This window comes from Mesorhizobium sp. WSM4821 (assembly GCF_055901555.1).
The window spans coordinates 5,883,038-5,907,939 of the sequence record NZ_CM148371.1; the positions used below are offsets into that span (position 1 = coordinate 5,883,038).

General features: G+C 60.1%; 20 protein-coding genes. 11 read left to right on the forward strand and 9 right to left on the reverse strand.

The annotated features are described in order from the left end of the window. Window positions 1-81 precede the first annotated feature (81 nt). Genes AC0NID_RS28770 through AC0NID_RS28780 form a run of 3 tightly spaced genes read left to right on the forward strand, consistent with a single transcriptional unit; the run spans window position 82 to window position 4,015 of the window. Window positions 82-1,068, forward strand: a complete 987-nt coding sequence (locus AC0NID_RS28770; RefSeq protein ID WP_473455836.1) for an N-formylglutamate amidohydrolase — start codon at window positions 82-84, stop codon at window positions 1,066-1,068. Continuing rightward, entirely contained in the window at window positions 1,065-2,969 is a 1,905-nt protein-coding gene (locus AC0NID_RS28775) for a flavohemoglobin expression-modulating QEGLA motif protein (protein WP_473455837.1), read from the forward strand. Before AC0NID_RS28770 ends, AC0NID_RS28775 begins: the two co-directional genes overlap by 4 nt. Further along, complete coding sequence (locus AC0NID_RS28780) at window positions 2,969-4,015, forward strand: glutathione synthetase (RefSeq protein ID WP_473455838.1); 1,047 nt, start codon at window positions 2,969-2,971, stop codon at window positions 4,013-4,015. Before AC0NID_RS28775 ends, AC0NID_RS28780 begins: the two co-directional genes overlap by 1 nt. 134 nt (window positions 4,016-4,149) lie before the next feature. Here the strand turns inward: AC0NID_RS28780 and AC0NID_RS28785 are convergent, their stop codons facing one another. Further along, a complete protein-coding gene (locus tag AC0NID_RS28785; protein WP_473455839.1) occupies window positions 4,150-4,353 on the reverse strand; it encodes a hypothetical protein in 204 nt (67 codons plus the stop codon). A gap of 226 nt (window positions 4,354-4,579) precedes the next feature. On the opposite strand from AC0NID_RS28785, the gene AC0NID_RS28790 reads away from it, so the two are divergent. Further along, window positions 4,580-6,265 carry a winged helix-turn-helix domain-containing tetratricopeptide repeat protein gene (locus AC0NID_RS28790; RefSeq protein ID WP_473455840.1) on the forward strand — a complete coding sequence of 562 codons (1,686 nt, stop codon included), beginning with the start codon at window positions 4,580-4,582 and terminating at the stop codon, window positions 6,263-6,265. 464 nt (window positions 6,266-6,729) lie between these two features. On the opposite strand, the gene AC0NID_RS28795 is transcribed toward AC0NID_RS28790, so the two are convergent. After that, window positions 6,730-7,890, reverse strand: coding sequence for a glycosyltransferase family 4 protein (locus tag AC0NID_RS28795; RefSeq protein ID WP_473455878.1), 1,161 nt, complete (start codon window positions 7,888-7,890; stop codon window positions 6,730-6,732). A 405-nt stretch (window positions 7,891-8,295) separates the two neighbouring features. On the opposite strand from AC0NID_RS28795, the gene AC0NID_RS28800 reads away from it, so the two are divergent. Next, on the forward strand, window positions 8,296-9,771 hold the full coding sequence (locus tag AC0NID_RS28800; RefSeq protein ID WP_473455841.1) for a DUF4214 domain-containing protein: 1,476 nt from the start codon (window positions 8,296-8,298) through the stop codon (window positions 9,769-9,771). A 192-nt stretch (window positions 9,772-9,963) separates the two neighbouring features. Next, on the forward strand, window positions 9,964-11,328 hold the full coding sequence (locus AC0NID_RS28805) for a glycosyltransferase family 4 protein (RefSeq protein WP_473455842.1): 1,365 nt from the start codon (window positions 9,964-9,966) through the stop codon (window positions 11,326-11,328). On the opposite strand, the gene AC0NID_RS28810 is transcribed toward AC0NID_RS28805, so the two are convergent. Together AC0NID_RS28810 and AC0NID_RS28815 are read right to left on the reverse strand one after the other, a co-directional pair. After that, a complete protein-coding gene (locus AC0NID_RS28810) occupies window positions 11,241-12,755 on the reverse strand; it encodes an oxidoreductase (protein ID WP_473455843.1) in 1,515 nt (504 codons plus the stop codon). The genes AC0NID_RS28805 and AC0NID_RS28810 overlap by 88 nt on opposite strands. A 743-nt stretch (window positions 12,756-13,498) precedes the next feature. Beyond that, window positions 13,499-14,251: an FkbM family methyltransferase gene (locus AC0NID_RS28815; RefSeq protein ID WP_473455844.1), complete on the reverse strand. Its 753-nt coding sequence runs from the start codon at window positions 14,249-14,251 to the stop codon at window positions 13,499-13,501. Between the two features lie 43 nt (window positions 14,252-14,294). On the opposite strand from AC0NID_RS28815, the gene AC0NID_RS28820 reads away from it, so the two are divergent. After that, entirely contained in the window at window positions 14,295-14,693 is a 399-nt protein-coding gene (locus AC0NID_RS28820) for a hypothetical protein (protein WP_473455846.1), read from the forward strand. Between the two features lie 945 nt (window positions 14,694-15,638). On the opposite strand, the gene AC0NID_RS28825 is transcribed toward AC0NID_RS28820, so the two are convergent. Next, window positions 15,639-15,767: a hypothetical protein gene (locus AC0NID_RS28825; protein WP_473455848.1), complete on the reverse strand. Its 129-nt coding sequence runs from the start codon at window positions 15,765-15,767 to the stop codon at window positions 15,639-15,641. A 213-nt stretch (window positions 15,768-15,980) separates the two neighbouring features. Between AC0NID_RS28825 and rfbF the strand changes: the two genes are divergently transcribed. Genes rfbF through AC0NID_RS28845 form a run of 4 tightly spaced genes read left to right on the forward strand, consistent with a single transcriptional unit; the run spans window position 15,981 to window position 20,289 of the window. Next, a complete protein-coding gene (gene rfbF / locus AC0NID_RS28830) occupies window positions 15,981-16,820 on the forward strand; it encodes a glucose-1-phosphate cytidylyltransferase (RefSeq protein WP_473455849.1) in 840 nt (279 codons plus the stop codon). After that, the gene (locus AC0NID_RS28835) at window positions 16,756-17,799 is read left to right on the forward strand and encodes an NAD-dependent epimerase/dehydratase family protein (RefSeq protein WP_473455850.1); all 1,044 of its coding nucleotides are present in this window, start codon (window positions 16,756-16,758) and stop codon (window positions 17,797-17,799) included. Before rfbF ends, AC0NID_RS28835 begins: the two co-directional genes overlap by 65 nt. 25 nt (window positions 17,800-17,824) lie before the next feature. Beyond that, the gene (locus AC0NID_RS28840; RefSeq protein WP_473455851.1) at window positions 17,825-19,072 is read left to right on the forward strand and encodes a class I SAM-dependent methyltransferase; all 1,248 of its coding nucleotides are present in this window, start codon (window positions 17,825-17,827) and stop codon (window positions 19,070-19,072) included. A gap of 2 nt (window positions 19,073-19,074) precedes the next feature. Beyond that, a complete protein-coding gene (locus AC0NID_RS28845; protein WP_473455852.1) occupies window positions 19,075-20,289 on the forward strand; it encodes a class I SAM-dependent methyltransferase in 1,215 nt (404 codons plus the stop codon). Here AC0NID_RS28845 and AC0NID_RS28850 read toward each other — a convergent pair. The 4 genes from AC0NID_RS28850 to AC0NID_RS28865 all read right to left on the reverse strand — a co-directional run bounded on the left by AC0NID_RS28850 (window position 20,276) and on the right by AC0NID_RS28865 (window position 24,823). Further along, window positions 20,276-21,265, reverse strand: coding sequence for a DUF707 domain-containing protein (locus tag AC0NID_RS28850; protein WP_473455853.1), 990 nt, complete (start codon window positions 21,263-21,265; stop codon window positions 20,276-20,278). The genes AC0NID_RS28845 and AC0NID_RS28850 overlap by 14 nt on opposite strands. A gap of 41 nt (window positions 21,266-21,306) precedes the next feature. Further along, window positions 21,307-22,266, reverse strand: coding sequence for a glycosyltransferase family 2 protein (locus AC0NID_RS28855; RefSeq protein ID WP_473455855.1), 960 nt, complete (start codon window positions 22,264-22,266; stop codon window positions 21,307-21,309). A 29-nt stretch (window positions 22,267-22,295) separates the two neighbouring features. Then, window positions 22,296-23,279 carry a class I SAM-dependent methyltransferase gene (locus AC0NID_RS28860; protein WP_473455879.1) on the reverse strand — a complete coding sequence of 328 codons (984 nt, stop codon included), beginning with the start codon at window positions 23,277-23,279 and terminating at the stop codon, window positions 22,296-22,298. 233 nt (window positions 23,280-23,512) lie between these two features. Further along, window positions 23,513-24,823 (reverse strand): glycosyltransferase, encoded by a 1,311-nt coding sequence (locus tag AC0NID_RS28865; RefSeq protein WP_473455857.1) that lies wholly within the window; start codon window positions 24,821-24,823, stop codon window positions 23,513-23,515. Window positions 24,824-24,902: the final 79 nt, after the last annotated feature.

Genomic DNA, 24,902 nt, shown 5'->3' on the forward strand with positions numbered 1-24,902 from the left:
GCCATTTCAGATAGTTCCATCGGAACAAGAAAGCAGCACGGGACGTTTACTCGGGGTCGGGGATGCCGTCACGAGTAACATATGGCCGCAGCGGCGGACACGGCTGAGCACTTAAAGGAACGAACCACCGGCGAGCTCAGGTCGTTTGCCAAACGCAATTCGCAACGATGGAACCGCAGTTTGAACGCCAGCGTCCTCGGCCCCACCCCGAACACCAGATTGCCCGGCCGAACAAGAGGCTCCGAAACGGCTGGCGAGAACCCCTTGAAACTGGAAACCGGGGCTGCCGATTGGTGGACGGTTCATCGTGGCTTGTCGCCTGTCCTGGGTACGGCCATTCACAACGGTCATGGGGTCCGCAGCGCCGTCGAGGCGTTGCTGGCGATCTCCGACGACGACCGGTTGCGCGAGGAAGATCCGTTCACCGAGTTCGTTATTCGAGATGTCCCCAACCGTATCGTCTTCCACCGGTCGCGTTTCGAGGTCGACCTCAACCGCGCTCGCGAGGCGGCGGTCTACCTCTCGCCCGAACAGGCCTGGGGCATGGACATCTGGAGCGACAAGCCGGCGCCCGAAACGATCGAGGATTCGCTTCGTGTGCATGACGACTATTATTCAATGCTAAGACAGGTCTTACGCGGGCTTGAAGAACGCCATGGACGTTTCGTCGTGCTCGATGTTCACAGCTACAACCACCGTCGCGGCGGGCCAAACGCGGCGCCATCCGATCCGGAGACCGCGCCCGATATCAACATCGGCACCTTCTCCATGGACCGTGAACGATGGGCACATCTCGTTGAACCGTTCATTGCCACGTTGCGCACGTTCGAGTTCCGCGGGTACCGGATGGACGTGCGCGAGAATGTCGCCTTCGAAGGCAGAGGCGAGCAAACCCGGTTCATTCACGAAGCCTTCCCGGAGACCGGCTGTGCTATCGCCGTCGAGTTAAAGAAAATCTTCATGGACGAATGGACCGGATTGCCCGATCGGGCCGCGCTGGTGGCGATGCGTGCTATGATCCGTTCAACGCTGCCGATCCTGGAGGATGGACTGCAAGCGACGAAATGAGCAAAGCGCGAGCAAGCGACCGGCCGGCGAAAGCGCTCGACAAGGCGCTTGTAGAGGATGTTCTGGCCGATATCGACGCTGGGAAACCGGTTCGGCGAGATCTTGAAGATGGCGGGCGCCTTCACATCGATCGCGCGCTTCCCTTCCTTTGCGTCCATGTGAGCGACGAGGACGACGCGGCGCGGGATGTGGCATCGTCCAACGCGTCGTACCTCATCACCCCCGATCTGAATGCCGCCGTGCCGGTAATCGAAGCCCTAGGCACCGCCATGGCGAAACGCTTCGGCGCCTTCATGCTGCTGGACGTCGGCGAGTTGGAACGGGACAGGCTGCTCAGTGATGACGCCCCGTTTCTTCCGCCTTTCGAGATCACGCTTTCCGCTACCGATCAAGCAGCGGCCCGCGCCGCCCTCGACAGCTTTGTTTCGGCAGTCGAGAGCGTCGAGGTCAAGTTCCGCTCTCCGCGTCTCGATAAACGTCGTTCGGCGGACGACCCGCACGCGCGCCTTGCTGCGCGTCTCATTGGCCTTCCCTGTCTCACCGTGCGTTTCGCGCCGATCTATCGACAGCCCGACTCCGACGAGATTTATCCCGATCTGCGCGCAAGACTGATCGCCAATATCCTCGATGCCGGACTGCAGGCCGTTGCCGCCTTCGTCAAAGCCGCCGGCATTATGAGCCTGCCGACGCACCGCGCGCTCGGAAGGCAGGCCTTCGTCGACGCTGTCAGCCGCGCCGATCGGAGCATCGACGACATCGCGGCGACTTTCGACTTGCTTCTGGCTGTGACACCGATCAACGCCGACGCGGCGTGGCGGGAATTCGAGGCCAGCGCATTCCAGCATGCGCCAAGGTTCCTCTATCGGCCGCTGGCCGTTCAGGTGGATGTCGAGAAGAGCAAGCTCTTCTCGATCGACTTCGATCGCTTTGAGGACCCCGTTCTTTTCAACCTGTATCGCGAAAAACAGCAGGAACTCGATCTGCAACTTTCGATGCTTTCCGCCCGGGAGACGACACGTTTCGTCGAGTTAGGCCGCGCGCTCTACGGGCGTGTCGAGCCTGCATTGCTTGATGCTGCGAAAGATATTCTAAGGAAAACGGCGAATGCGGGGGAGAGCCAAGTGGAGGATGGCGAGCACGGCGAAAACGCCGATTGCCTTTTCGTGGCGCGCCGGGCGCAGTCGATGATCGAAATCTACCGCAGGCAGCATCCCGGATTCGAACCGATGATCGAATTGCGCGACGATCTGCCGGCTGGCCTGATGGTTTCAGGTTCCCGCCTGCTGATCTCGCGCAGTACAAACATGGCGCGCCACAGGGTCGAGGCGTTGCTCAGCCATGAGATCGGCGTCCATCTGCTGACCTACTTCAATGGCTCGGCTCAAGGACTGCGCCTCTTCCGAACGGGCCTCGCCGGATATGAAGGCGTGCAGGAAGGGCTCGCGGTCTTCGCCGAGTATCTGGCAGGCGGTATGACAAGAGGCCGTGTGCGTCTCATCGCCGCCCGCGTGGTTGCTTGCGCGGCCATGCTGGAGGGTGCATCGTTCGAGGAGACTTTCCTGGTTCTGGTTCGCGACTACGGCTTTACCGAGATTGGCGCTTTCAATGTGGCCCTCAGGCTATTTCGTGGTGGTGGACTCGCCAAGGACGCGATCTACCTGCGCGGCCTGTTCGAGGTGCTCGATCATCTCGGAAAGGGCGGCGCGCTCGATCCGTTCTGGATGGGGAAAATCTCGGCGTCGCATTTTGGTGTCATGCAGGAATTGAACATGCGCGGCCTGCTCAGGGCGCCAGAGATAACGCCCGCCTTCTTGTTGGATCCGCAGGCCGAGCGGCGCCTCGAAAGGGCACGATCGGGGCTCTCGCCGGTCGAAATGATCGCAACCTCAAGGGGCTCTTGATGCGCATTGCATTCTTTGTCAATTCGATCGAAACTGAAACACCCAACTATACGACCACCTTGCTCGCACTGGCGGCGCTCAACCGCGGTCACGAAATCTCCTATCTGACGCCCGACGATTTCGTGCTGCGTCCCGACGACAGCCTCATGGTCCGCGCGATCACTTTGCCGAGCTCGACTTACAAGAAGCCGGAGACGCTGTACAAGGATTTGCAGAGCGACAGGACCGAGATCAAGACGATCGACGTTCGCGAGATCGACATCATCTTTCTGCGGAACGACCCCTCGCTGGACGCCGCCGATCGCCCGTGGGCAGTGAATGTCGGCGCGATCTTCGGGCGCCTTGCCGCCGAGCGCGGCGCGCTCGTCGTCAACGATCCGGCTGGGCTGACCCTGGCTCAAAACAAGCTCTACTTCCAGGGCTTTCCCAAAGCCGTGCGACCGGACACGCTGATTTCCAAGAGCATCGAAGAGATACGCGCCTTCATCAAGCAGCAGCCCAAAGGCGCTATCGTCAAGCCACTGCAGGGTTCCGGCGGCAGGAACGTCTTCAAGATCGACTCGGCAAAGGACGCCAACCTCAACCAGATCTTCGAAGCGGTCAGCGGGGAAGGCTATCTGATCGCGCAGGGCTACCTGCCCGAAGCCAAGGCCGGCGATATCCGTCTCTTCATGATGAATGGAAAGCCGCTGGAGCGCGACGGCAAATATGCCGCCTTTCGCCGCGTGCCTGCAAAGGGCGAGGTTCGCTCCAACATCCACGTCGCGGGCACTGCCGAGAAGGTGGAGGTAACGAACACTATGCTTTCCGTCGCCGAGATGGTGCGACCGAAACTGGTTCAGGACGGGATGTTTCTCGTTGGGCTCGATATTGTCGGAGACAAGCTCCTGGAGATCAACGTGTTCACTCCGGGCGGGCTTTCGGGCATGTCGGAAATGTACAAGACAAATTTCGTCGAGAGCGTGATCATCTCGCTCGAAAACAAGCTTTCGATACGCGCCGCCTATCCCGCCTCGATGTCGAATCGAGAACTCGCGGCATTGTGAAATCATGACGCTTGAGTGACCTTCGTGCCATCCACCTGTCGCATATACGCAGCACCCTCCCGGGTGATACCGGACTTCGGGTCTGTTGGCCCCTCGCTCGGATGCGGTCGCTTCGCTGCCGTACCGAGCGATTCTCAGATCGCCTCCCCTAGGTGCCTTGCGACGCTGCAATGCCAACGCTTGACCTGCCAGGCAGGATTCTGCTGTTGCCAGCGGGCGATTTCGGCCTGGCTCGCGACAATACAAGTCATTAGCGATACGTCGCGGGCATCATAGGCCAGACGGCTTTCCTTGCATTCACCTGTCGCTAGGCAGGCGGCGATAACGAGCTCAATCACTGGCTTGCTCCATTTTTGCTCCGGCTCCGCCAAGATGACGGGCGGCCCGGCAATGAGCGTGAACCCGGCGTGATGTTCTTGTAACGAGAACGGCGCGATCGACGGACGAAATCAGACGAAATCTTCCCGATGTCCTCTAGAAATACTATCGGATGCTGGAACTGAGGCGGGGCCTGCGGTAGACTGTCTAAGAGACCTGACGGCCTTGCCTCGAGGGATCGTTCGCATGGACAGCCCGGCGTCGACGCCGCTTCGCCTGAACGACCGCACGGTCGACCTTCAGCGCGGGTTGGTGACGGATGCGTCCGGCCAAGCAGCGACGTTGCGGCCGCAGGCGGCGCAAGTCCTCACGCTGCTCGCTGCGACACCAGGCAAGCTTGTTACCAAGGATGAACTAGCGCAGGCCGTGTGGGGCTCGATAGCGGTCACGGACGACAGTCTGGTGCAGTGCGTTACCGAGATCCGCAAGGCGCTCGGCGACGCGAAACATGAGCTCGTCAAGACGGTGCTCAAGCGCGGATACGTGCTCGAAGTGGCACCTGCGGAAAAGGCCCGCACTCCTACATGGAGGCGCTGGGTTGGACTTGCGGCCGGCGCGTCGGGCTTGGCGGCGCTGGCGGTCGTCTCCTTGTGGCCGTTTGCGCAGTCTGGCGCAGAGCCGCCGGCGATTGCCGTGCTTCCGTTCCAAAACTTCAACGGTGACGAGAAGTGGGCGCGCTTCGCCAACGGTTTGACCGACGACATCATCACCGACCTCGCTCGCTTCCGGGACATTCCTGTGATCGCGCGAACCTCCGCAGAGGTCTATCGCGACAAGGCGCTAGACGTCCGCGAGATCGGCAAGGCGCTCAGCGTCAAATACGTTCTGGAAGGCAGCTTACAGGTCGACGGCCATCGCATGCGCGTGACGACACAGCTTATCAATGCCGAGACTGGCGCACATGTCTGGTCGCAAAACTACGATCGGCCCGCTGCCGAACTGCTTGAGGTGCAGGACGAGATTACGCAAAAGATCGCGGCAACGCTGACAGGCTGGCAAGGGCAGATGACGGAGGCGGAGCGTGCAACGGCGCGGCGAAAGAACTCGACCGACCTCAACGCCTATGACTACTGGTTGCTCGGCATCGAGGCGAAGCACCGAATGACGCCGCAGAGCCAGGTCGAGGCGCGCGCCTATTTCGATAAGGGGCTGAAGCTTGCGCCAGACTTCATGCCGCTGGTGCGCGACATGGCCGTCTCTTACGCCGTCGAAATAGATCTCGGCTCGGCCATCGATTATCCGGCAGCGGTCGATGCTCACTGGAAATACGCTGAAAGGGCCTTGGCGCTCGATCCGAACGACGCCACCGCGAACTTCATGATGGCGTTGGCTTATGCCAATCGAGGCGATGAGGAACAGGCCGAGCGCTACCAGCAGCGGGCGCTGCAGCTTGGCCCCAACAATGCCGATGTCCTGATGCAATTGGCCTGGTCTTGGGGTGGCTGGCAGACGGAACGTGCGATGGAACTGATAGAACGGACGCAGAAGCTTAATCCGCGCTATCCCTCATGGTGGAATTTTCCGGTCGCACAGGCCCATTTCGCTGCGCGACAGTTTGACAAGACCTATGCTGCTGCAAAGCAGATCGGGGAGTCGCCCAACCAGGCCGCCTATCTCGCCATGAGCGCATCCCAGATTGGAAAAAAGCAGAAAGCGGCCGAGGCCGCCGCCAAGGTGCTGGCGATGCATCCGGACTGGACAGCCGAGAGCATGTTCCCGTATCAGAATTTCAAGGACGAGACCCTCCTGACCGAGGGGGCAGCCGAGGCGGGGCTGCCGGTCTGTATGAGCGCGATGCAGGTCGCCACCAGTTCCAGCCGATACCGCTTCAAGCACTGCGAGGAACAGCGGGCGCGAGCGGCGGCGAACTAGCGCGCCTGCGAGTGCATGGATCGTCAACGGCTCCTGTTACAAGAGGCCGGATGCTTCAGTGCCAGGCGGGACTGCCGAAAGTTGGACGAGGCAAATTGGTTGCCTGTCATCGGCGGTCATGGCGATCGCGGTCCGGCCGAATGTCCGCAGCAGGCCTGTTTCTTACCGTCCCCTGGTGGAAGTGCGAACGCCGCTCTGGCGCGACCGAGTAGGCCGGCACATCGGCTCGGATCATACCGCCGATGGAGCGTTCTACGTTGCAATCAAGTGGTTTGTTGCCGAATGTCTCTTCCATCGAAACGAGCGCCGATTGCCGACCTTGCCAGCGACGCTGGGAAGGTCCAAGTCTCGGCCCCCGCGCTGGCGAAGGAACCCTCCCTGTGTTCTAATCTTCTGCCGCGTCTGATTGGCGCGTACCAGGGAAGTCCGGCGCGGTTTGAAGCGACCGTTCGGCCCGAAACACTTCAAGCAACACTGGCCGCGGCCGAAAGTTGCTTATTGGGGCTGCATTCGACTTCCCCAATTGGTGGCGGAACCGGAAGTCCATCCGCGCTGGCCATCAGTTCCAAATACCGCTGAGCCGACGCGGCCCACTGAAATCGGGCTGCCCTTGCGCGACCACGTGCGATCAATTTGGTTCTGAGGCCTTCCTCGTGGACCAGGCGCATGAAACAATCGAACCATGCATTCTCGTCACCAGGTGATGCGTACAAAACCGCATTCCCGCCGATTTCGGGCAGACTGGCGCGATCAGACATGACCACCGGACATCCCAGCGCCATGGCTTCGAGCGGCGGCAGTCCAAACCCCTCAACCAAGGAGGGGAAAGCGAGACACAAAGAATCGCGCAAGAGTGCGGCGAGTTCCGCGTCCGACCTTCTTCCCAGCCAGATGACGTTCGGCGACGTCTTGTTGCCGACGCTGCCGAAGACACGCGGCGTTGATGCGCCGACGACAACAACCTGCAGCCCCGCCGCGGCAAGTCGGTCGTGCATGCCGATGATCAAACCGACATTTTTGTGCGGGATAGAACTGCCAAGCACGACGATCGTACCAGGACCGGCGACTGCCAGGGTTTGTTGCGAATGGCACAGGGTCCATCGCAGCGCATGTTCATGGCCGTTGCTTACAACCTCGACCTTTGCCGCCGCACACACGCCATGACGCGTCAGCTCGCCTGCCGAGTATTGCGACACCGTTGCAATCCTAAGCGCGGTCCTGCCCAGGGCCGGGACCAAGGTGCGGTAAAGAAGCCGAAACGGCAGTGAATAGCTCTGCGGGCATGTTCTGGTATTGACATCGTGAATGCACAGGACCTGCCGGCGTACGGTCAGTGGGCCCGTATTGCAGAGGCTGAGCAGGCCGCCGCGAAGATAGGCCGGAAGCACAGCTTGTTCCCACGCATGCCCGCCGAAGCTGCCGACAGTCCGGACACGGATTGCGGCCAAGGGCAAATTGTCAAGCGCGCCTGGCGGAACCAGCAGCTCGACGGCCAAATCCCGCGCCAGGGGAGCCTGGCCGACGATCAGGGCATCGAGCGCGGAAACGATCTCGCGTGCATAGCGCTGAACTCCGGTGGTCGGCTGCGCGAGAAAACGGCCGTTAATCGTCCAATGTCGTGTCATCGCGAACCCGCGTCCGGGCGACATTCGGTCGCCAGCGCCATGCATCAGTTCTGCGACTTTGGATGACCGGGACGGCTGGGTCATCTTGGTCTTTGGGACATTACCGGGCGTTTTTCCAAAAGGCTTTCCGGCAGCTCTCATCCGAATGGCGTGGCAAATGCTGGGCCCTTACGCCAAATGTTTGAGGTTCCGCTTGGCGCGGCAATGGTAGACTGCATTGGGCAGTGCGGCAGATCCAGAAATCGTCGTGCTTGGATGGATGTCAGGGCAGCAGCGGATGGAGTTAAGCCACATGATATCTGGTGCAAGACAAGCAAGTTCGAGCTAATGCAGTGGCAGGCCAATCGATCGCGACCAAGTCCAGTTGGACGGGTGGTCGCCGCGACCAGGTGTTTGTGGACAACCGTGGCATTTCTGCTGGGCATGACAGCCTCGGCCCCGGCAGACCTCCTCTGGGGGGTAAATGGCCACCCCTTCAACGCCTACCCCGGAATATCGATCGAACAGCAGCTCGACTACGTCCGCGACCTCGGCATGAAGTCGTATCGCGTCAACATTTCCAGCGCCGACAGCGCCGCCAAACTTGCCGAATTGGTGAAGGCGGGCAAGGAGCGCGGAGTCCAGATCCTGCCGGTCATCACGCCCGAACTGGACCTCGACAATGGAAGCGTCGATGACCTCTATGCGCAGGCCCATGAACTCGCAACCACACTCGTATCCCGCTTCAAGGACGACATCCGCGTCTGGGAGCTTGGCAACGAGATGGAGAACTTTGCGATCTTGATGCCCTGCGAGATGCAAGACAACGGCATACAGTACAACTGCTCCTGGGGACCTGCCGGCGGCACATTGACATCCGACTATTTCAGTCCGCGCTGGGCCAAGGTGAGCGCGGTGCTGCGCGGTCTATCGGATGCAACCATCGCGGTGGATCCGACCATCAGAAAAGCCATGGGGACGGCTGGCTGGGGTCACAGTGCAGCGTTCACCCGCATGCTCCAGGACGGCATCCGATGGGATATTTCGGTCTGGCATCTTTACGAGGGTGACCCGGAGGAAGCGTTCAAATTCCTGGCGACATTCGGCCAACCCATCTGGCTGACAGAGTTCAACTACAATGGCGGCAGCCAACGCGGGGAAAAGCAGCAGGCCGAAGGCCTGGTCCAGACCATGACGCTCCTGCGCAGATATCAATCCCTATATGGATTGGAAGCTGCCCATATCTATGAACTGCTCGACGAGCCGTACTGGGCGCCAAGCTATGAGGCCTTCATGGGGCTCGTGCGCCTGAAGAAGCGCGACCATGGGCTATGGACGCCGAGCGGGCGAAAGCCGGCATATGATGCCGTAAGGAAGGTCATTGCCGACGGCAGCGCAGAACCCGGTTCGCCGCCGGTCCCCACAATGAACTCGCCGGCTCCGGACCAGGCGTCGGTGCCCCCCGTTGCCGATGCCGGCCCATTTCACCCCTGTTCGCTCGATGCGTTCGACAAGTCTGCCTTCAATCACGCCAATCAGGTTGCATATGCTTACTGTCTGGTCTTGCGTCGCATGCCGTCGCCGACCGAGCAGTGGCGCGAGGTCCTTGCGATGAAGAAGGATCCGGCCGTATTTCCGCTCCTGACGAAGCTGTTGCTTTCGGTTGAATTCAGGACTGAGAACCAGCCGGTTGGGCTTGGAAACAGGCGATACGTGACCCTTCTCTATCGGACGCTGCTGGGACGGGAGCCGGACAGTAACGGGCTTTCGGTCTACGTATCGAAACTGGAAATGGACGAGGCGAATGGCCAAGAGATCGTGGCGGAATTGATCCATTCGTATGAGTTTCGCTCCAGACATGCGGTTCTGTTTCCCAGCGAGCCTCAGAAGGCGGTTCAATGAACGCTTTCGGCCGACAGGTCGTCGGCGGAACTGTTTGGTTGTCGAGAGGTGGGGCCGACAGATCGCCATGTTCGGCGTGTTTGTGATGCCGCCTCGCCACCTTGGCGCGGCAGTTTATGCGGCAGCTTCCTGCGTACTGGCGCGCCCCGACCTGCTCAACGCAGGCAATTTTGTATCGAGGCTGACGGCTCGATGAAGATCGTAATCCTGAGCCAGCCTTTTGATACGGTCACGCCCCCGATCCAGAACTCGATCGGTATTTGGACGTATGAAGTCGCGCGGCGGCTGGCTGCAGATTGCGACATGACCATAGTCGCCCGGCGCCTGCGCGGGATGCCGGCCCAGATGGAAATCGACGGCATTCGTTTCGAGCTGCTCAAATGCGCGCCGGCTCGCGTCTGGAGCATGGCATCCCACCTCTGGAGCCGTGTCTGGCCGCGATCGCCGCTGGTCGCGCAAAGTCTCTATGCCTTCGACTATCTCGCCCAGGCCATTCGCACGATACGCCGTCTCTCGCCCGACGTGGTCCACATCCAGAATTTTCCGCAATACGTGCCGGCCATTCGACGGGCGGCGCCGCAAGCAGCAATCGTGCTGCACATGCATTGTGACTGGCTTGCCGAACTCGACCGCAATGCGATGAAACAAGCGCTCGCCGCCACCGATCTCGCCGTCGGGTGCTCTGAGCATGTCGTGGCCTCGGCGCGCGCGCGCTTTGCTGAGATGGCCACAAATTTCGCAGTCCTGCCGAACGGAGCGCCCGCGAACCAGGACGTCACTGCCGTCGCACGAATACCGGGAAAGGTTTTGTTCGTCGGCCGTGTGTCATCCGAAAAAGGCATCCACACGCTGATCGAAGCCTGGCAGAGCGTTGTTGCTGCCTGTCCTGAAGCCCGCCTCGAGATTGTCGGCCCGTCGGCAACTCTGCCTCGTGAGTTCCTGATTGACCTGAGCACGGACCGTGACGTCCGGGATCTCGCTCGCTTCTACCGGGGCGGTAGCGCATACGTTGGTTCCTACGAGGCCGCGCTGCGTGCGATGATCACACCAGCGATCGCTCCCACCGTCAGTTTCGCTGGCACGCAACCCTACAAGAAACTGGTCGAGCGATATGCCGAAGCATCGCTTGTCGTAAATCCCTCGCTCAGCGAGTCCTTCGGAATGAGCCTGATCGAGGCGCTGTCCAATGGCACTCCTGTCGTAGCCACGCGCGTAGGTGGCATGACGGAGATCATGGAAGCCACAGGCGGCGGCGTTTTGGTTGAGAAGAACGACCCCAATGCACTAGCAGCCCAGATCATCGGCCTTCTTGGAGATCCAGCGCGAGCGGCGAAACTGGGACGCCGGGGAGCCGCGCGGGTCGCCGATCTTTATGCGTGGGAAAAAATAGCCCAGTCGACCCGGAACCTCTATGACAAGGCCATCGCCACCCACAGTTCACGGCTTGGAAAGCGAAACCGCTCTTTCGCTCAGCGCCTGGCCTTGAACGAGGTGAACACCGAGCCCGTGTCATCTCCCCATTCCCAGTTGACGGCGAGCCCGACCCGCAGGATTTGAAGGGCAGCATCGTCGGGATAGATGTCGGTCAGGCTTCGCTGCATCACCAGTTCGTCGTCGATCAGGATTGCAAATCGATTTCCGTCGAATGCAGCGCGCATGCGAAAGCATTTTCCCCAAACCACTTTGTCCGCCACATTGGTCCAGACCGCGTCATAAAGTTCCTCAAAGCCGAGCCGCTTGATGAACACCGAAATCGAGGCCCCCTGGTAGACATCGTCGAGCCAGGTCGTGACACAGACGTAGTTGTCGCTGTCTTGCCAGAAAAGCAGTCCTGCCCGGCCGCGCTGATCTTGGCCTCGACGCTCCCCAGGAGGCTCGATTGTAACCTCAAGATCGCTGAAACCCGGTAGATCCCAAGGCAGCGAATAAAATGTCCGACCAGGGTTCGGTCTGGCCACGCTCGCGCGCACATGGGCGCTGCCCAGCCCATCGACGTCAATGACCCCGGTTCCCAGTGTTCTTGCCCATTGTCCACCGCCGAGCTCCGTCGTGCGGCGATCCAATTCGCCGGCGCTGCCGGTAAAATCGTCGGCGTAGGACAGGCTTGTCCCGAGTTGGTTCCAGCATGCCTCCAGAGGCGCCATCAACGGGATGGGGACTTCGCAAGGGTGAGCCTCGAAACCATGCCAACGCGGCTCACTGTCGGCGCTTGTCCATACACCTACCCCGGTAGCATCCTCGGCTGAACCCGCCGCAGCGGGCAGGTCGAAAAGACGAGCCCCATCCAGAAAGCAGCTCACCTGACCGTCCCAGTCGAGAATCTGGACCGAATGGGTGGAACGCTCGCGCAAGGCATGTGCCGGATCCGTCGCGATCGTCGTTTCTTGGCCCGATTGCCTGCTGACCAAAGTGCATCCGAGCGTCGAGAGTTTCAGCAGCCAGAAATTGTGCTTGTCCCGAAAGCGCCAGACGAGACCACATACATCCGAGTCCGCGCTGATCTCCAGCAGCGCATGGATCAATCCCGAAGGGCCGCCGGGATCGACGACGGACAGATTGTCGCCAGCGTCCTGCAAGAAGCGCCACCGCCCTCCGGTTTCGGCAGTCTGCCCCGGCAAGCCTTCCATAAGTGCATCGGCAGCGTGGGCGGTGCCAAACCTCTTAGAAAATTCAGGCAGCCGCCCGACATGAACTGCCTGGACGCGTGTGTCGACGCGAAACCCGATCTGGCCAAGCGCTGACTGGTGAACGCCCGCAAACAGCTTTTCGTCCTTGTTGAAAGGATCGATCGCAATCGGACGCATCATCGGAAAAGCAGCGAGCCCATGGGCTCTCTGGTCGGCGGCCGCATAATAGACAGCGCCCTGCTCCCGCAACGCCACGACATAGTAGACATGAAGGTTCTTTAGACGCCGGAACGCACTCAGGCATTGCTTTCCCACACGAGCCCACAGCTCGCCATTTTCACCTTCGGCGGCGTGCACGACAAAGCCGCACCCCTCTTCCACGGGATTGACCGGCGCCTCGCTGGGGAACCAACCGACAGCCAGGTTCTCGTTGATGTTCGGCCCGCGGTAGGTCCTGGAGGTGCTAAGCACCCACCACCAAAATCGGCGAAGGGTAAGCCTCTTGCGTGGCGCACGCATCAACGAAACCAGACGGCCGGGCCATGGGTCGATGCCCGGTCCCCGCAGCCAACGGTAGACCCGCCTGGCGAGATCTTCAGGCAGTGGCGATCCCTGTGATGTGTTGTGACCGTTGGTGATAGAGACCAACATCACCAGACCAGCCTCTCGCTGAAAGGGACCATAGGAAATCCCTTGCCGGCCCCAGCCTGGCCTGACGAGCGGCTGGAAACGAAGTGCGCCGTGATCGATCGCGATCTGGCGTTCGATGTCGCGTCCTCGCCTGACCCCTCCCTTTGTCGCCAAGGTCCCTATCACCGTGCCGGGGGTGCGATCGTCCTGAAAACTATCTGCGACGAGAATCTCCGGTCCGACAACGCCGGACTCGGTCTGTTCAGCAGGTGCTGCCCAGTCATGACGGTGCAACAATTAAGACCTCCTCACGTCGTCATTGGCTGCGCGAAAATCGAGCGAGACTTGCCAAGGCATCGATGACGTATCGCCGGCCCAGCAGAAGTCGCGCACCGCCTCTCTTGTCCGTCTTGATCGCGCTTGCTGTGCCTTTGCATGGGATCGCTGTGATGGCTCCACCGAGATCACTCTCAAGTGTCCATCGGTTGTGCGAGGACGTGTTCGACCTGCCATTCCCGATTGTCATAGGAGGCTGGCAGCGATTCCAATGCGTAGCCTGCGGCAGCCAGGAATTCCGCGATCCTTCGGGCCTTGCGGTCAAGCCCCTCGCGCGTTGCGTCGTCGACCTCGTAAATCAGCTTCGGGCGGTGCCTGCGCAGCGTTTGCGTCATACCGCCCAGGACGTCGATTTCGGCACCCTCCACGTCGATCTTGACCAGTGAGGGCGGCCTGAGACCTCGGCGGGCGATGGCATCGTCGATAGCGACTATGCCGACTTCCAGGCGGCCACTCATATCCGGCGGCGCTCCCGCCGTGGCAAGCGTGGCGCCGCCGATGTGATCGGCAAGGAGAAGCTGGCCACGGCCGGTTGTCGCCCCGGCGGCTTCGGCGAACACCCGTATCGTGTCGAACCCGCTGAGCCGCGCACTTTCTGCGACAGCTTCGGCGTTACGGGGGACCGGTTCGAACGCATAGACTTGACCGCGCGGCCCGACACGGCGCGCGGCGATGAGACAGAAGAACCCGATATTCGCGCCAATGTCGAAAAAGGCATCCCCCGGCGCCAGGTTGGCCACGATCGCCTGCTGGATGGGCGGCTCGTACGTGCCGCGAACAAAGTTCGGGTCGGCGTTGCGCGTCATGAGCTTGAGGCCGGCGGCCTCTCCCTTGGCTATGACGCGCGCATCGCAGAACATGCCGAGGAACTTGGCCGTCGATCTCACACGCTCTTCCCCATTCTGTGACGCCCTCGGACGCCGGCCAGCTGTGCCGCTCGCCGCAAGGGTGGCAGATTGTGCGCCCGGGATCGACCCCGACAACGGTGGCCGCCTGCTACTTCCTCCGGCTAATCGCTACTCCGATTGTCTCATTCTTGGGTACCTGCCCGGCCTGTCAGCGCGATGGGGCAGCGGCATCGTTGCGCCAGACATGGATCGCCTCGGCAGCATCCCACCCGATCGAAACGATGTCGCGATCGCCATCGAGGTCGACCGCGCAGGCGCCGAGATGGTTCTCGAAACCGACCAGCTGCTCGACAGATTGCGCCAGATCGAAAGGCGCAATGCGCCGTGGTGCTCGCCCATGAGCAGGTCCGGCCGGCGATCGTCATTCAAATCGGCCACCGAAAAACTGTCGAGAGGTGATTTCCTGCTGCTGCCCGTTTGACCTGATGTCGCCGGGGTTGCGCTTGCGTCGCCGGTGGTGGCCGCAAGGTCAAGCAGGCCGTTGCCGTCGATGTCGCCGACAGCTTCACATCCCCGGAATGATCGGCGATCTCCCGGCGATCAAACGGTGAGACCGTTCTGAGACTTTGGCTCCTTGCCGCCAGCGGGATCGCGACGAGTTGGCGTCACAGGTCGAACATCGGCTTCGTATCGTGCGAGCATCTCGTCGTCGGCCAGCAGACGCGCGACGGTGCGGGTCACGGGCAAACTTTGCGATCGCCACCGGTTTGTTATCTCACGAGCCTTTGGACTGTCTTGGATGGGACGACGGCGCCTCCAAAAATGGACCGTAACAAAGGTTTAGCCCCGCCACCGCCGCCGCGTTCCTCGACGAGACGGTTCAGGCCCGACGCTTGCGCGGAGATGGCCTATTAAAGAGAGTCAGCTTTCGCGTTAAGCTCGTATCGCGTGAACATCTCGTGGTCACCTCAGCAACCGCTTCAGAAAATCGCCGCCACCTATGTCCGCCAGGGCAGGCCAGTCTTCTTGTCCCGCCGGCCGCTCCATCTGCGACCGGAGCGCTGCCACCGACGTTTCACATCGACAACGTCGCCGACATAGGCATTGGAATTGAACATCCTGACGCCGCGCAAGCCGGCAAGAGTCCGGACCGTTTGCCGCAATGCGGTGCGATTGAGCCCAAGCGCGTCGTCGTGCAGACGAAGGCACGGCCCCTGACACCAATACCAGACGGGATATTCGAACACGGTCACGCGCCGGCCATACTGTTGAACCGCGCCTCGAACGCCAAGATTGGTGGCAACGTGGTCTGCAGGCGGCTCCTTTGCATGCCGACATGATGCTTCGCCATGCAATCGGGAACTCGCAGAACCTCACCTGGTCGGCCGACCCGCCCAACCGGCAAACCGCCTCGATCGCTTCGCCCTCACGGGTGATCCCGCAGTGCCTCCATATCAACCCGATTTGAATGGGATGCCGAAACATCGGCAACGAAAATAAACCGGACGTCGGCGCGCAAGTTGAGCTTCTTGCTGGCGCCCCCCCCACATCCCAATGTCTCATCATCGGGATGGGGTGCGATGATGACCGCCGGCGCCTGCCAGTCGGCTACGTCGAATGGATAAGACCCCTTACGATCGCTTTATCGAGCATAGCGCCAATCGTATGCCTGACGTCGCGCATCGATGGTTGCGATCATCCGTTCTTCGGTGTGGTCCAGCCCCACCACGCATGCTAGCAAAAACGGTACGTGGTTGGGGTGAGAACAATGAAAGTAGGAATTCTTGCCGGTGGATTGGGAACGCGGCTAGCGGAAGAAACCGAGATCCGGCCGAAACCAATGGTCGAGATCGGAGCAAAGCCGATCCTTTGGCATATCATGATGCATTACTATGCCTACGGCCACCGCGATTTCGCCATCGCGTTGGGGTACAAGGGCGAATACATCAAACGCTGGTTCAGCGACTATGTCGCATTCGATGGCAGCCTGACCGTCAACGCCGCATCGGGAAGCGTCAAGCGCCACTCAAGCTCGCTGCCTGATTGGTCCGTCGACCTTGTCGAGACAGGACTGAATACGCTCACCGGCGGCCGCATCAAGCGCCTGATCGACTGGATGGGCGACGAGACGTTCATGCTCACCTGGGGCGACGGCGTTTCGGACGTCAACCTTGATGACCTGATCGCCTTTCACAAATCGCATGGCAAGCTCGCAACGATGACGGCGGTGCGTCCGCCGGCACGCTATGGGCACATCGAATTCGACGGCAATCGCGTCGTCGACTTCACCGAGAAGCCGCAGGCCTCGGAGGGTTGGATCAATGGTGCCTTCTTCGTGCTCGAGCCGGGCATAAAGGACTATATCGACGGCGACGATGTCATGTTCGAGCATGCGCCTATGCAGCGGCTCGCGGCTGACGGCCAGCTGATGGCATATCGCCACGAATCCTTCTGGCAATGCATGGACACCATCCGCGAGAAGCATCTCCTTCAGAAATTATGGGACAGCGGGCAGGCGCCCTGGAAAACATGGGATTTGATTGATGAAAGTTCTGGTTACAGGCCACCTCGGCTACATCGGTTCCGTCCTAACTCCGATGCTGCTTGAACGCGGCCATGATGTCACAGGTCTAGACAGCGACATCTTCCGGTCATGCACCTTCGTGGGAACGTTGGCCGAAGTGCCGACGATCGAAAAAGACATCCGTGACATCGAAGTCGACGATGTCGCCGGCTTCGACGCGATCATCCATCTCGCCGGACTTTCGAACGATCCCTTGGGGGACTATCGGCCCCTGCTTACCGAAGAGATCAACTGCGGCGCTTCGGTAAGGCTTGCGCAGCTCGCCAAGACCGCCGGTGTCCAGCGGTTCCTGTACGCCTCCTCTTGCAGCAATTACGGCGCGGCAGGCGACAGCTTTCTGACTGAGGATGCTCCCTTCAACCCGGTTACGCCATACGGCGTCTCAAAGGCGAATGTGGAGCGAGCGGTCGCGCCGATGGCCGATCAATCGTTCAGCCCGACATTCCTGCGTGCCTCCACTGCCTACGGCCTCTCGCCTCGCATCCGTTTCGATCTGGTGGTCAACAACCTGACCGCCTGGGCTTACACAACCGGTCTGGTCTACCTCAAGAGCGACGGCTCGCCATGGCGCCCGATCGTCCATGTGGAGGACATTGCGCTGGCCTATACCGCCGTCCTCGAAGCCGAGCGGGATTTGGTCCACAACGAGGCATTCAATGTCGGCTTGACCACGGAAAACTATCAGATCCGCGAGATCGCGGCCTTGGTCCAGGCGATCGTTCCCGGCAGCCGCGTGGAGTTTGCGCCCGACGCCGGGCCAGACAAGCGGTGCTATCGTGTCGACTGCGCCTATATCGGTCGCCGCCTGCACGGATTTAAGCCGCAATGGACGGCGCGGCGCGGCATCGAACAGCTCTATTCCACATTTCGCACAGCAGGCCTCACAGTCGAGGATTTCGAGGGCGAGCGGTTCAAGCGCATCGCCCATGTGCAAAAGCTGATCCGGAACGGCGAACTGGATGCCGATCTGCGCCGCACGCCGCAATTGGCGATGGCGATTTGAGCAAACACAGTCAGGAGCCAAGGCCATGATGATCGCTGGTGCGGCGTCGGTAACCGAGCAGGTCTGCCGATCTTGTGGCGGAAGCCACATCGATACGTTCCTGAAGCTCGGCACGACGCCGCTTGCCGATCGGCTTCCATCGAGCATCGACGATGGCGAGGAGGAGCCGGTCTTCCCGCTCAATGTCGCCTTCTGTGGCGATTGCAGCCTGGTGCAGATCACGGAAACCGTGAACCCCAGGATCCTGTTTGCCGATGCCTATCCCTACTACTCCTCGTTCTCGCAAGCGCTGCTGCGGCATTCTCGAGACAACGTGCTCGATCTGATCGAACGCCGCGGCTTGAACACTGGCAGTTTCGTGATCGAGCTGGCAAGCAACGACGGTTATCTGCTGAAGAACTATGTCGAGGCGGGCATACAAGTGCTCGGTATCGACCCCGCCGACGGGCCTGCCGCCGCCGCCACGAAGGTCGGGGTGCCGACACGCCTAACGTTCTTCACGCGCGAACTGGCCGAGTCGCTTCGCCAGGAGGGCATAAGGGCCGACGTGATCCACGCCAACAATGTGCTTGCCCATGTGGCCGACACCAATGGTTTTGTTTCAGGCATTGCACGGTTGCTCAAGGACGACGGCGTTGCGGTGCTCGAAGCGCCGTATGTCGAACCGATGATCGACCATTGCGAGTTCGATACGATCTACCACGAACACCTGTGCTATTTTTCAGTGACGGCATTGGACAAGCTGTTTCGCAGACATGGTCTTTATCTCAACGAGATAAAACACTTGTCGATCCATGGCGGTTCTATTCGCCTGTATGTCGAAAGGCAGGAACGTGTCGGCGAGAGCGTCACGAACCAGATCGCGCATGAAAAAGCCCGAGGGATCGATTCCATCGACTACTACCGCGATTTTTCCGCGACGGTCGACACGTTGAAAGTCGAGCTCTCCGCACTGCTGCACCAGCTCAAAGCGACCGGCGCCTCGATCGCCGCCTACGGGGCGGCGGCCAAAGGCGCCACCTTGATCAACACGGTCGGCATCGGACGCGATCTCATTGATTTCGTCGTCGACCGCAACACCCACAAGCAGGGCAAGTACATGCCCGGTCAGAAAATTCCTATCCGCTCCACGGAGGCTCTGTTGGAGGCGCAGCCGGACTACGTGCTGGTGCTTGCCTGGAATTTCCTCGATGAGATCATGGCGCAGCAAACAGAATATCGGGCCAGGGGCGGAAAATTCATCGTTCCCGTGCCGACCCCGCGGATCGTGTGACCGTGCTGGTCGAAAGCGCTGCCCGCGCCGAAGCGCGTGACCCGCTGACGAATTCGATGCGGCTTCGCGTCGATTGTCCGGTCTGCCGGCAGCAGGATTTGCTGCATTCCGTTTCCTTCGACGCCCTGCCGGTGTCGTGCAACTCGCTGCACCCTGACGCGAACTCGGCCGTCGCCGCACAGAGCGGCAAATTCGCGCTGGCGTTTTGCCGCAGTTGCGAACATTTTTTCAACGCCGCCTTCGAAGACGACCGGATCGGCTATACGCAAGATTACGAGAACTCGCTGCATTTTTCGCCGCGCTTCGCCGCCTTCGCGCAGGACCTCGCGGAACGCCTGTCCACTGCTTACGCCCTTAAGGGAAAATTGGCCGTGGACGTCGGTTGCGGCAAGGGTGATTTCCTCAAGCGGCTCTGCGCGGCCAGCGGCGCCAGGGGGATCGGCTTCGACAGGAGCTTCGAAGACAATCGTGGTGAGAACGTCGCCGGCGTGGAATTCATCAATGACTGGTTCGGCGATGCCTATCCGGACGTCAGGCCCGACTTCGTTTCCTGCCGTCACGTCCTGGAGCACATAGCTGAGCCGATCGCCTTCCTGCAGGGGCTTCGGTCCCATCCAGGCGTTGAGCCCAGCACCGTCTTTTACATCGAGGTGCCCAATGCGCTCTATACATTGCGCGACATGGGAATCTGGGACCTGATCTACGAGCACATTTCCTACTTTACGCCGCACTCGCTGCGCGCGGCGATGGAGGCAGCAGGCTTCGAGGTGCTGGACGAAGGCGCGTCGTTCGGCGACCAGTACCTTTTCATCGAAGCAAAACCTCGCGAAACCGGGATGACGGCCGACTTTTCAGAAACGGGGAAGATCGAGGCGTTGGTCCGCCGCTTCGATCAAACCTATCGCGACAAGGTCGCCTGGTGGCACAATTACCTCCTGGAACGGGATCCGGAGCAGACTGTTGTGTGGGGCGCGGGATCAAAGGGGGTCACGTTCGTCAACGTCGTTGCCGGAGGCGCGCGGATAAGCGCTCTGGTCGACGTCAATCCGCACAAGCAAGGGCGATTTGCTCCAGGCACCGGGACAGCTGTGGTTGGGCCGGAGAGCCTGCGCGGCAGGCCCTTGCGGTCGATCATCGTGATGAATCCGCTCTATCGGGACGAAGTTGCCCTGGCGGCGAACAAGCTTGGATTGACGCCCGACATCATCGTGGCATGAGCTGGCGAACTGCCCCTTGCGGCTGACGGCCTGGCTTTCCGGGACCATCGACGTCGATCCGCTGCAGGTTGAGCGGCCTCAGCCAGCAATGTCGCGTATAATCGGTCGCCCGACGCATAAACTGTCGCCAATCGATTGGCGTCCTGAACAGCGCCCGCCAAAGCAACAGCGAGTTAAGCCCGATCAAGAAACGGGACCGTATGAGCTGCCCGCTCCGGTTGACTGCCGCATAGGTTACAAACCCGCGAAACGTAGCGCCGAACCTCTTCAACACTGCCTCGACCTGAACGTCGTAGCGCTCGTTGGCTGCGAAGCCCTGAAGCGACTTCGTCGTCCCGACCGGGCGTGTGTGTCTAACAACGACGTCGTCAACTATGGCGTAACGCAGCCAAGGCATGTCAGTCAGGCGGGTCCACAAAAGATCTATTCCCGTCTCGTAGCCGAGCCCGAACAATGTCAACGCGGCCTGCAGGGACCTGGCGCTGAACACCGGACACATCATTTCGACCGTGTTGGTGTATCGCAACACGTATCGCCTGCCGCTGACAAGCGTCGCGGCATAGGAGAAATAGCTATCCAATGAAAGTGCTGGCTGAAAAAGATCGAGTTTATATCGTCGACCGATTGCGAACAGACGATTCAAATCCAGTTTCGTGGTCTCGATGTCATCGTCGATCAACGCGATGAGATCATATCTCGTCACAATGTCAGGGTAACTTTGAAACAGGGCATGATACCCCGCGATCTTGCGCCCGGGCAGAAATACGCTCAAATCGTTCTGGCCATGGGAAACGCCAGGCTCGTAGGCGGCGACGAGAAGATCGAAATCGGCTTCGCCCGCCCCCTCGGTCCAGCCGGCATGCAAAGAGCCACGCCCCGCCCGCACGATCACCAGATTTCTCTTGCCCGAGCCCTGCGGCAACGGCTGGGAGGCGGACGCTTCCACGGCTGCGGGCGCGGCTTGGCGACGGTTCATTCAAAGGCCTCCGGCCGATCCTCGCACCAGATCACTCGTTTCTAGCTTGGAGAGCGGCCCGAGACGGCATGAATGCGTCTTAGGGCTCCCAGGCCGGCGCCGCGCAGCTTGCTACGAAGCTGCGGAGAAACAACGCCCACAGCTTCCAGGCAAAATCTCGCGACGAGCAGTGGATCCAGTATCCATGCAAGCAGATGAAACAGTGTGCTGGCGAGCGGTGCTGTGCGCCTGTGCCGATAGGCGATCGCGGCGAGGTGTTTTACCCGCGTCGACAATTCGAAAGCGTTCGCGGTGGAGCCATCCGGATTTTGCCAGGCCAACCGTTCGGAGCTTGGCAATCGCACCGAACGCGTCGGATGGTCACGGCTGTAGAGTATCGCGTTGGGCGCCTGGACAAACGGCCCGAGAATGGCCATCTCGGCCAGAAGTGCACAATCAGAGCCGTAGTAGGGCTCATGCAATGTCGTTTTGAGCAGAGCATCTCGGCGCCAAAGGCCAAACATCGCCGCATCCCATCCGTGCGCGGCAACCATCAGCCGAAAGCGGGACGCGGGCGAAGATCCTCCCATATCCGGCAGCACCCGTTCGATATAGGAAGTCTGCTGTCCGGTCTCGTCGATTCCCAGCAAGCGCGGATAGGCAATGACGTGGCTGGCGTTACCGTCGAGCGCACGCACGCAGTCCGTCAGGAAACCACGGTCCAAGACGTCGTCGTGCGCGCACCATTTGAAATAGGCGCCAGAGCTCAATTCGAAAGCTCGATTGAAATTGGCCGCGGCGCCCAGGTTGCGCTCGTTTCGAACATAGCGGATGCGCTTGTCCCGCAGCGCGAATTCCAAGCATATATCGGCTGTCGTGTCTGTCGAAGCATTGTCGGTGATGACGAGTTCAAAATCATCGAAATCCTGCTCGAGGATCGACTGGATCGCCTCGGAGACGAAATTTTCGCCATTGTAAACGGGCAGACCAAGGGATACTCGGGGCGACTTGGAATGTTCCATTTTCCGGCTTCTTCTTGACGAGAGTGCGATCAGACCGCGATGATTTCCGGTCGCAGGCCCAGCGCATTCAAGGATTGCGTCACTTCATTGACGTATATCGGGTTCATGACGATGACGAGGTCGGGCGGAGTGTCCAAGAGGTCGCTTGGCGCGATGACCGGATGTCCGGTTCCGGGCGTAAACTTGCCTTGCTTGTAAGGGTTGATGTCGACTGCTGCCCAAACTTCGTCTCCAAGCTGCAAGGTCGTCAGGAACGACACCGCTTTGCTCCCGCCGCCCCACAGGACGACCCGCCGGCCGGCGACGTATGCGGCGCGGATGCGCTCCTGCCAGAAATCCTGAACCGCACGCACGCGGGCGGGGAAACTTTCCGCCAAACGGCGCATCTCTTCCAGATCGTGCTCGAGCGGTAGGCTCGGTGTCGTTGGGCCTGCCGACGGCCGGGCGTACTGAACAATGTACTGGTCGTCATAGACGAGTTCCAGATCGGTAACGTCAAACCCTTCCTGGCGAAACAGTCGTGCGTGCGTGCCGGGGCTGAAATAGGAACAATGCTCGTAGTAAATATCCCAGAATGCACTCTCCACCAGCACGCGTTTTGCATCCGGCGTTTCGAAGACGACCCAATCTTCTCTCCGTTCACCGATCATCTTTCGGATCAGCCGCACGAAATTCGACACTGACCCTATGTGTTCGAGCGTGTGGCGACAAAGGACTGTGTCGGCTTGGAGATGCTGGTAATCCGGTCCGAAAAAATCGACGATCATCTGAATGTCGCCGTAGTCTTCATTGCGTCCTTTGTCGGCTCGATAACCTGGATCGATGCCGAGCCCGGTGGCGCCGCCCACCAGGCAAAGCTCGCGGAGAAATTCGCCCTTGCCGCAGCCGATCTCCAACACGTGCTTGCCGGCTATCGCACATTTCTGTGCAATTTCACGTGCAAGCCCCTTGGCGAAATTGTTGAAAGTGCTGGAAAAATGCTGCGATTCCTCAAAATTGGTCGAGTAGCCCATGACCGTTTCGTCAAAGGCCCTGTTGAATATGAACCCGCATGCTTCACAGAATGCCAGGTCAAGGTCGCGGCGAGGAAAAGCATGCGCTTCCTGGGCCGAGCTGAGCAGGACGCAGCTATGCACCGGGATGGATTCGACCCTGTAGATCGACCGGCTGACGGGCGCCGAGCAGCATGGACACGAGGTCGATTGAAGCGCTTTGGCGTTGCTGGCCATATGAAGGTCGATCGAATTCATGGGAGAGCTGGCTCGGCAAGGGAATCGGTTATCTCGCGCCTTCCTGTTCCAAAGAATTCCCTGTGCCCGGTTTCGCGAGCAAGCTGGGCAGATTGGGCGAGGCCAAGGGCGTCGAGGATCGCAAGGTCGAACCTCTCCTCGGAGAACCTGGACGCGTTCATACGACAGGCGTGCGGCGCTATCGACACTGCATTTTCCTCGAACAGGTCAATTGCCTCGGCTATCGATTCGATGGACTGACGGTCGAAGAGCACACCTGTCGGATGGCTGCTCTCGCCAAGCGGCCGGACAATGTCGCGGGCACCGCCACGGCCAAAGGCGATCAACGGAGTGCCGCAAGCCTGGGCCTCGGCAAGCGCTATCCCGAAATCCTCGCATCCGGCGAACACCATCGCACGGGCGTTGGCGATTTTTTCGACGTATTCATGCCGCGGCAGATAGCCGGTGAAGATGATGTTGGGACCGGCAAGCGATCGCAGATGCTTGGACTGTACCTCGTCGCCCACGACGATCAGGCGGCGCGACGGCGTTTTGCTGAACGCCTCGATAATCAGATCCGTACGTTTATACGGGGCGTGGAAGGCGGCCGTTACGTAGTAGTCATCCTTGTTGGCGACGAGCTTAAGTTCCCCGGTGGCCACGGGCGGATGGACTACCCGGGCATCGCGGCCGTAAATCCGTTCAATTCGGGAGCGGACATAGTTCGAATTTGCCAGCATCAAATCAGGACCATGCGCGGTGCGGGTGTCCCAGGTCCGCAGCCTGTGGAGCAAATAGCGAAAGGCAAGGCCCTTCGGACCAAATCCCAAATGGGCTTGCTGCAAATAGGAGAATTGTTCGTCCCAGGCATAGCGCACGGGACTGTGCACGTAGCAAAGGTGTGGTTGGTCTGGGCGCGTGAGAACGCCTCGAGAGAATGCAGCCGAAGAAGAAATTACCGCGTCATATCCAGTGACATCAAATTGCTCGATCATAAACGGGCAAAGAAAAAATAGAGACCTGTAGTATTTTTTCACCAATGGGAGCCGATTCATCGCAGAAACGTGAAAAACCACGCCCGGAAAATGCTCGTCCTTGACCTCCTTCGGAAGAAAATCAAAAAGGGTGAAGACCTCGGCTTTTGGAAAGAGCCTGCAGATCCGGGCAAGCACCTGCTCCCCTCCGCGAAAATTCGGGCACCAGTCATGCACGACAGCGATACGCGCGTTGCGGTCGATAGCAGCAAATGGCGCCTTGCCGATGGTTCGCACATGTTTGGTATCATGGACAACCATGGTGGTTGCTTTCGACTGTCGCACATGGCGCATGCATTGCCCTCCAGGAACCCTTGGCATCCTTCGGGGATTTTGTTTTTTTCCAGGATGCTCAACGACTGTGTGTCGTCCG

Excerpts from the sequence above, each read along its gene's own strand:
- AC0NID_RS28805 (WP_473455842.1), top strand. The coding sequence starts at position 9,964 with ATGAAGATCGTAATCCTGAGCCAGCCTTTTGATACGGTCACGCCCCCG.
- AC0NID_RS28835 (WP_473455850.1), top strand. The coding sequence starts at position 16,756 with ATGAAAGTTCTGGTTACAGGCCACCTCGGCTACATCGGTTCCGTCCTA.
- AC0NID_RS28850 (WP_473455853.1), bottom strand. The coding sequence starts at position 21,265 with ATGAACCGTCGCCAAGCCGCGCCCGCAGCCGTGGAAGCGTCCGCCTCC.
- AC0NID_RS28865 (WP_473455857.1), bottom strand. The coding sequence starts at position 24,823 with ATGCGCCATGTGCGACAGTCGAAAGCAACCACCATGGTTGTCCATGAT.
- rfbF (WP_473455849.1), top strand. The coding sequence starts at position 15,981 with ATGAAAGTAGGAATTCTTGCCGGTGGATTGGGAACGCGGCTAGCGGAA.
- AC0NID_RS28770 (WP_473455836.1), top strand. The coding sequence starts at position 82 with ATGGCCGCAGCGGCGGACACGGCTGAGCACTTAAAGGAACGAACCACC.
- AC0NID_RS28795 (WP_473455878.1), bottom strand. The coding sequence starts at position 7,890 with ATGACACGACATTGGACGATTAACGGCCGTTTTCTCGCGCAGCCGACC.
- AC0NID_RS28855 (WP_473455855.1), bottom strand. The coding sequence starts at position 22,266 with ATGGAACATTCCAAGTCGCCCCGAGTATCCCTTGGTCTGCCCGTTTAC.
- AC0NID_RS28775 (WP_473455837.1), top strand. The coding sequence starts at position 1,065 with ATGAGCAAAGCGCGAGCAAGCGACCGGCCGGCGAAAGCGCTCGACAAG.
- AC0NID_RS28790 (WP_473455840.1), top strand. The coding sequence starts at position 4,580 with ATGGACAGCCCGGCGTCGACGCCGCTTCGCCTGAACGACCGCACGGTC.
- AC0NID_RS28840 (WP_473455851.1), top strand. The coding sequence starts at position 17,825 with ATGATGATCGCTGGTGCGGCGTCGGTAACCGAGCAGGTCTGCCGATCT.
- AC0NID_RS28860 (WP_473455879.1), bottom strand. The coding sequence starts at position 23,279 with ATGGGCTACTCGACCAATTTTGAGGAATCGCAGCATTTTTCCAGCACT.
- AC0NID_RS28780 (WP_473455838.1), top strand. The coding sequence starts at position 2,969 with ATGCGCATTGCATTCTTTGTCAATTCGATCGAAACTGAAACACCCAAC.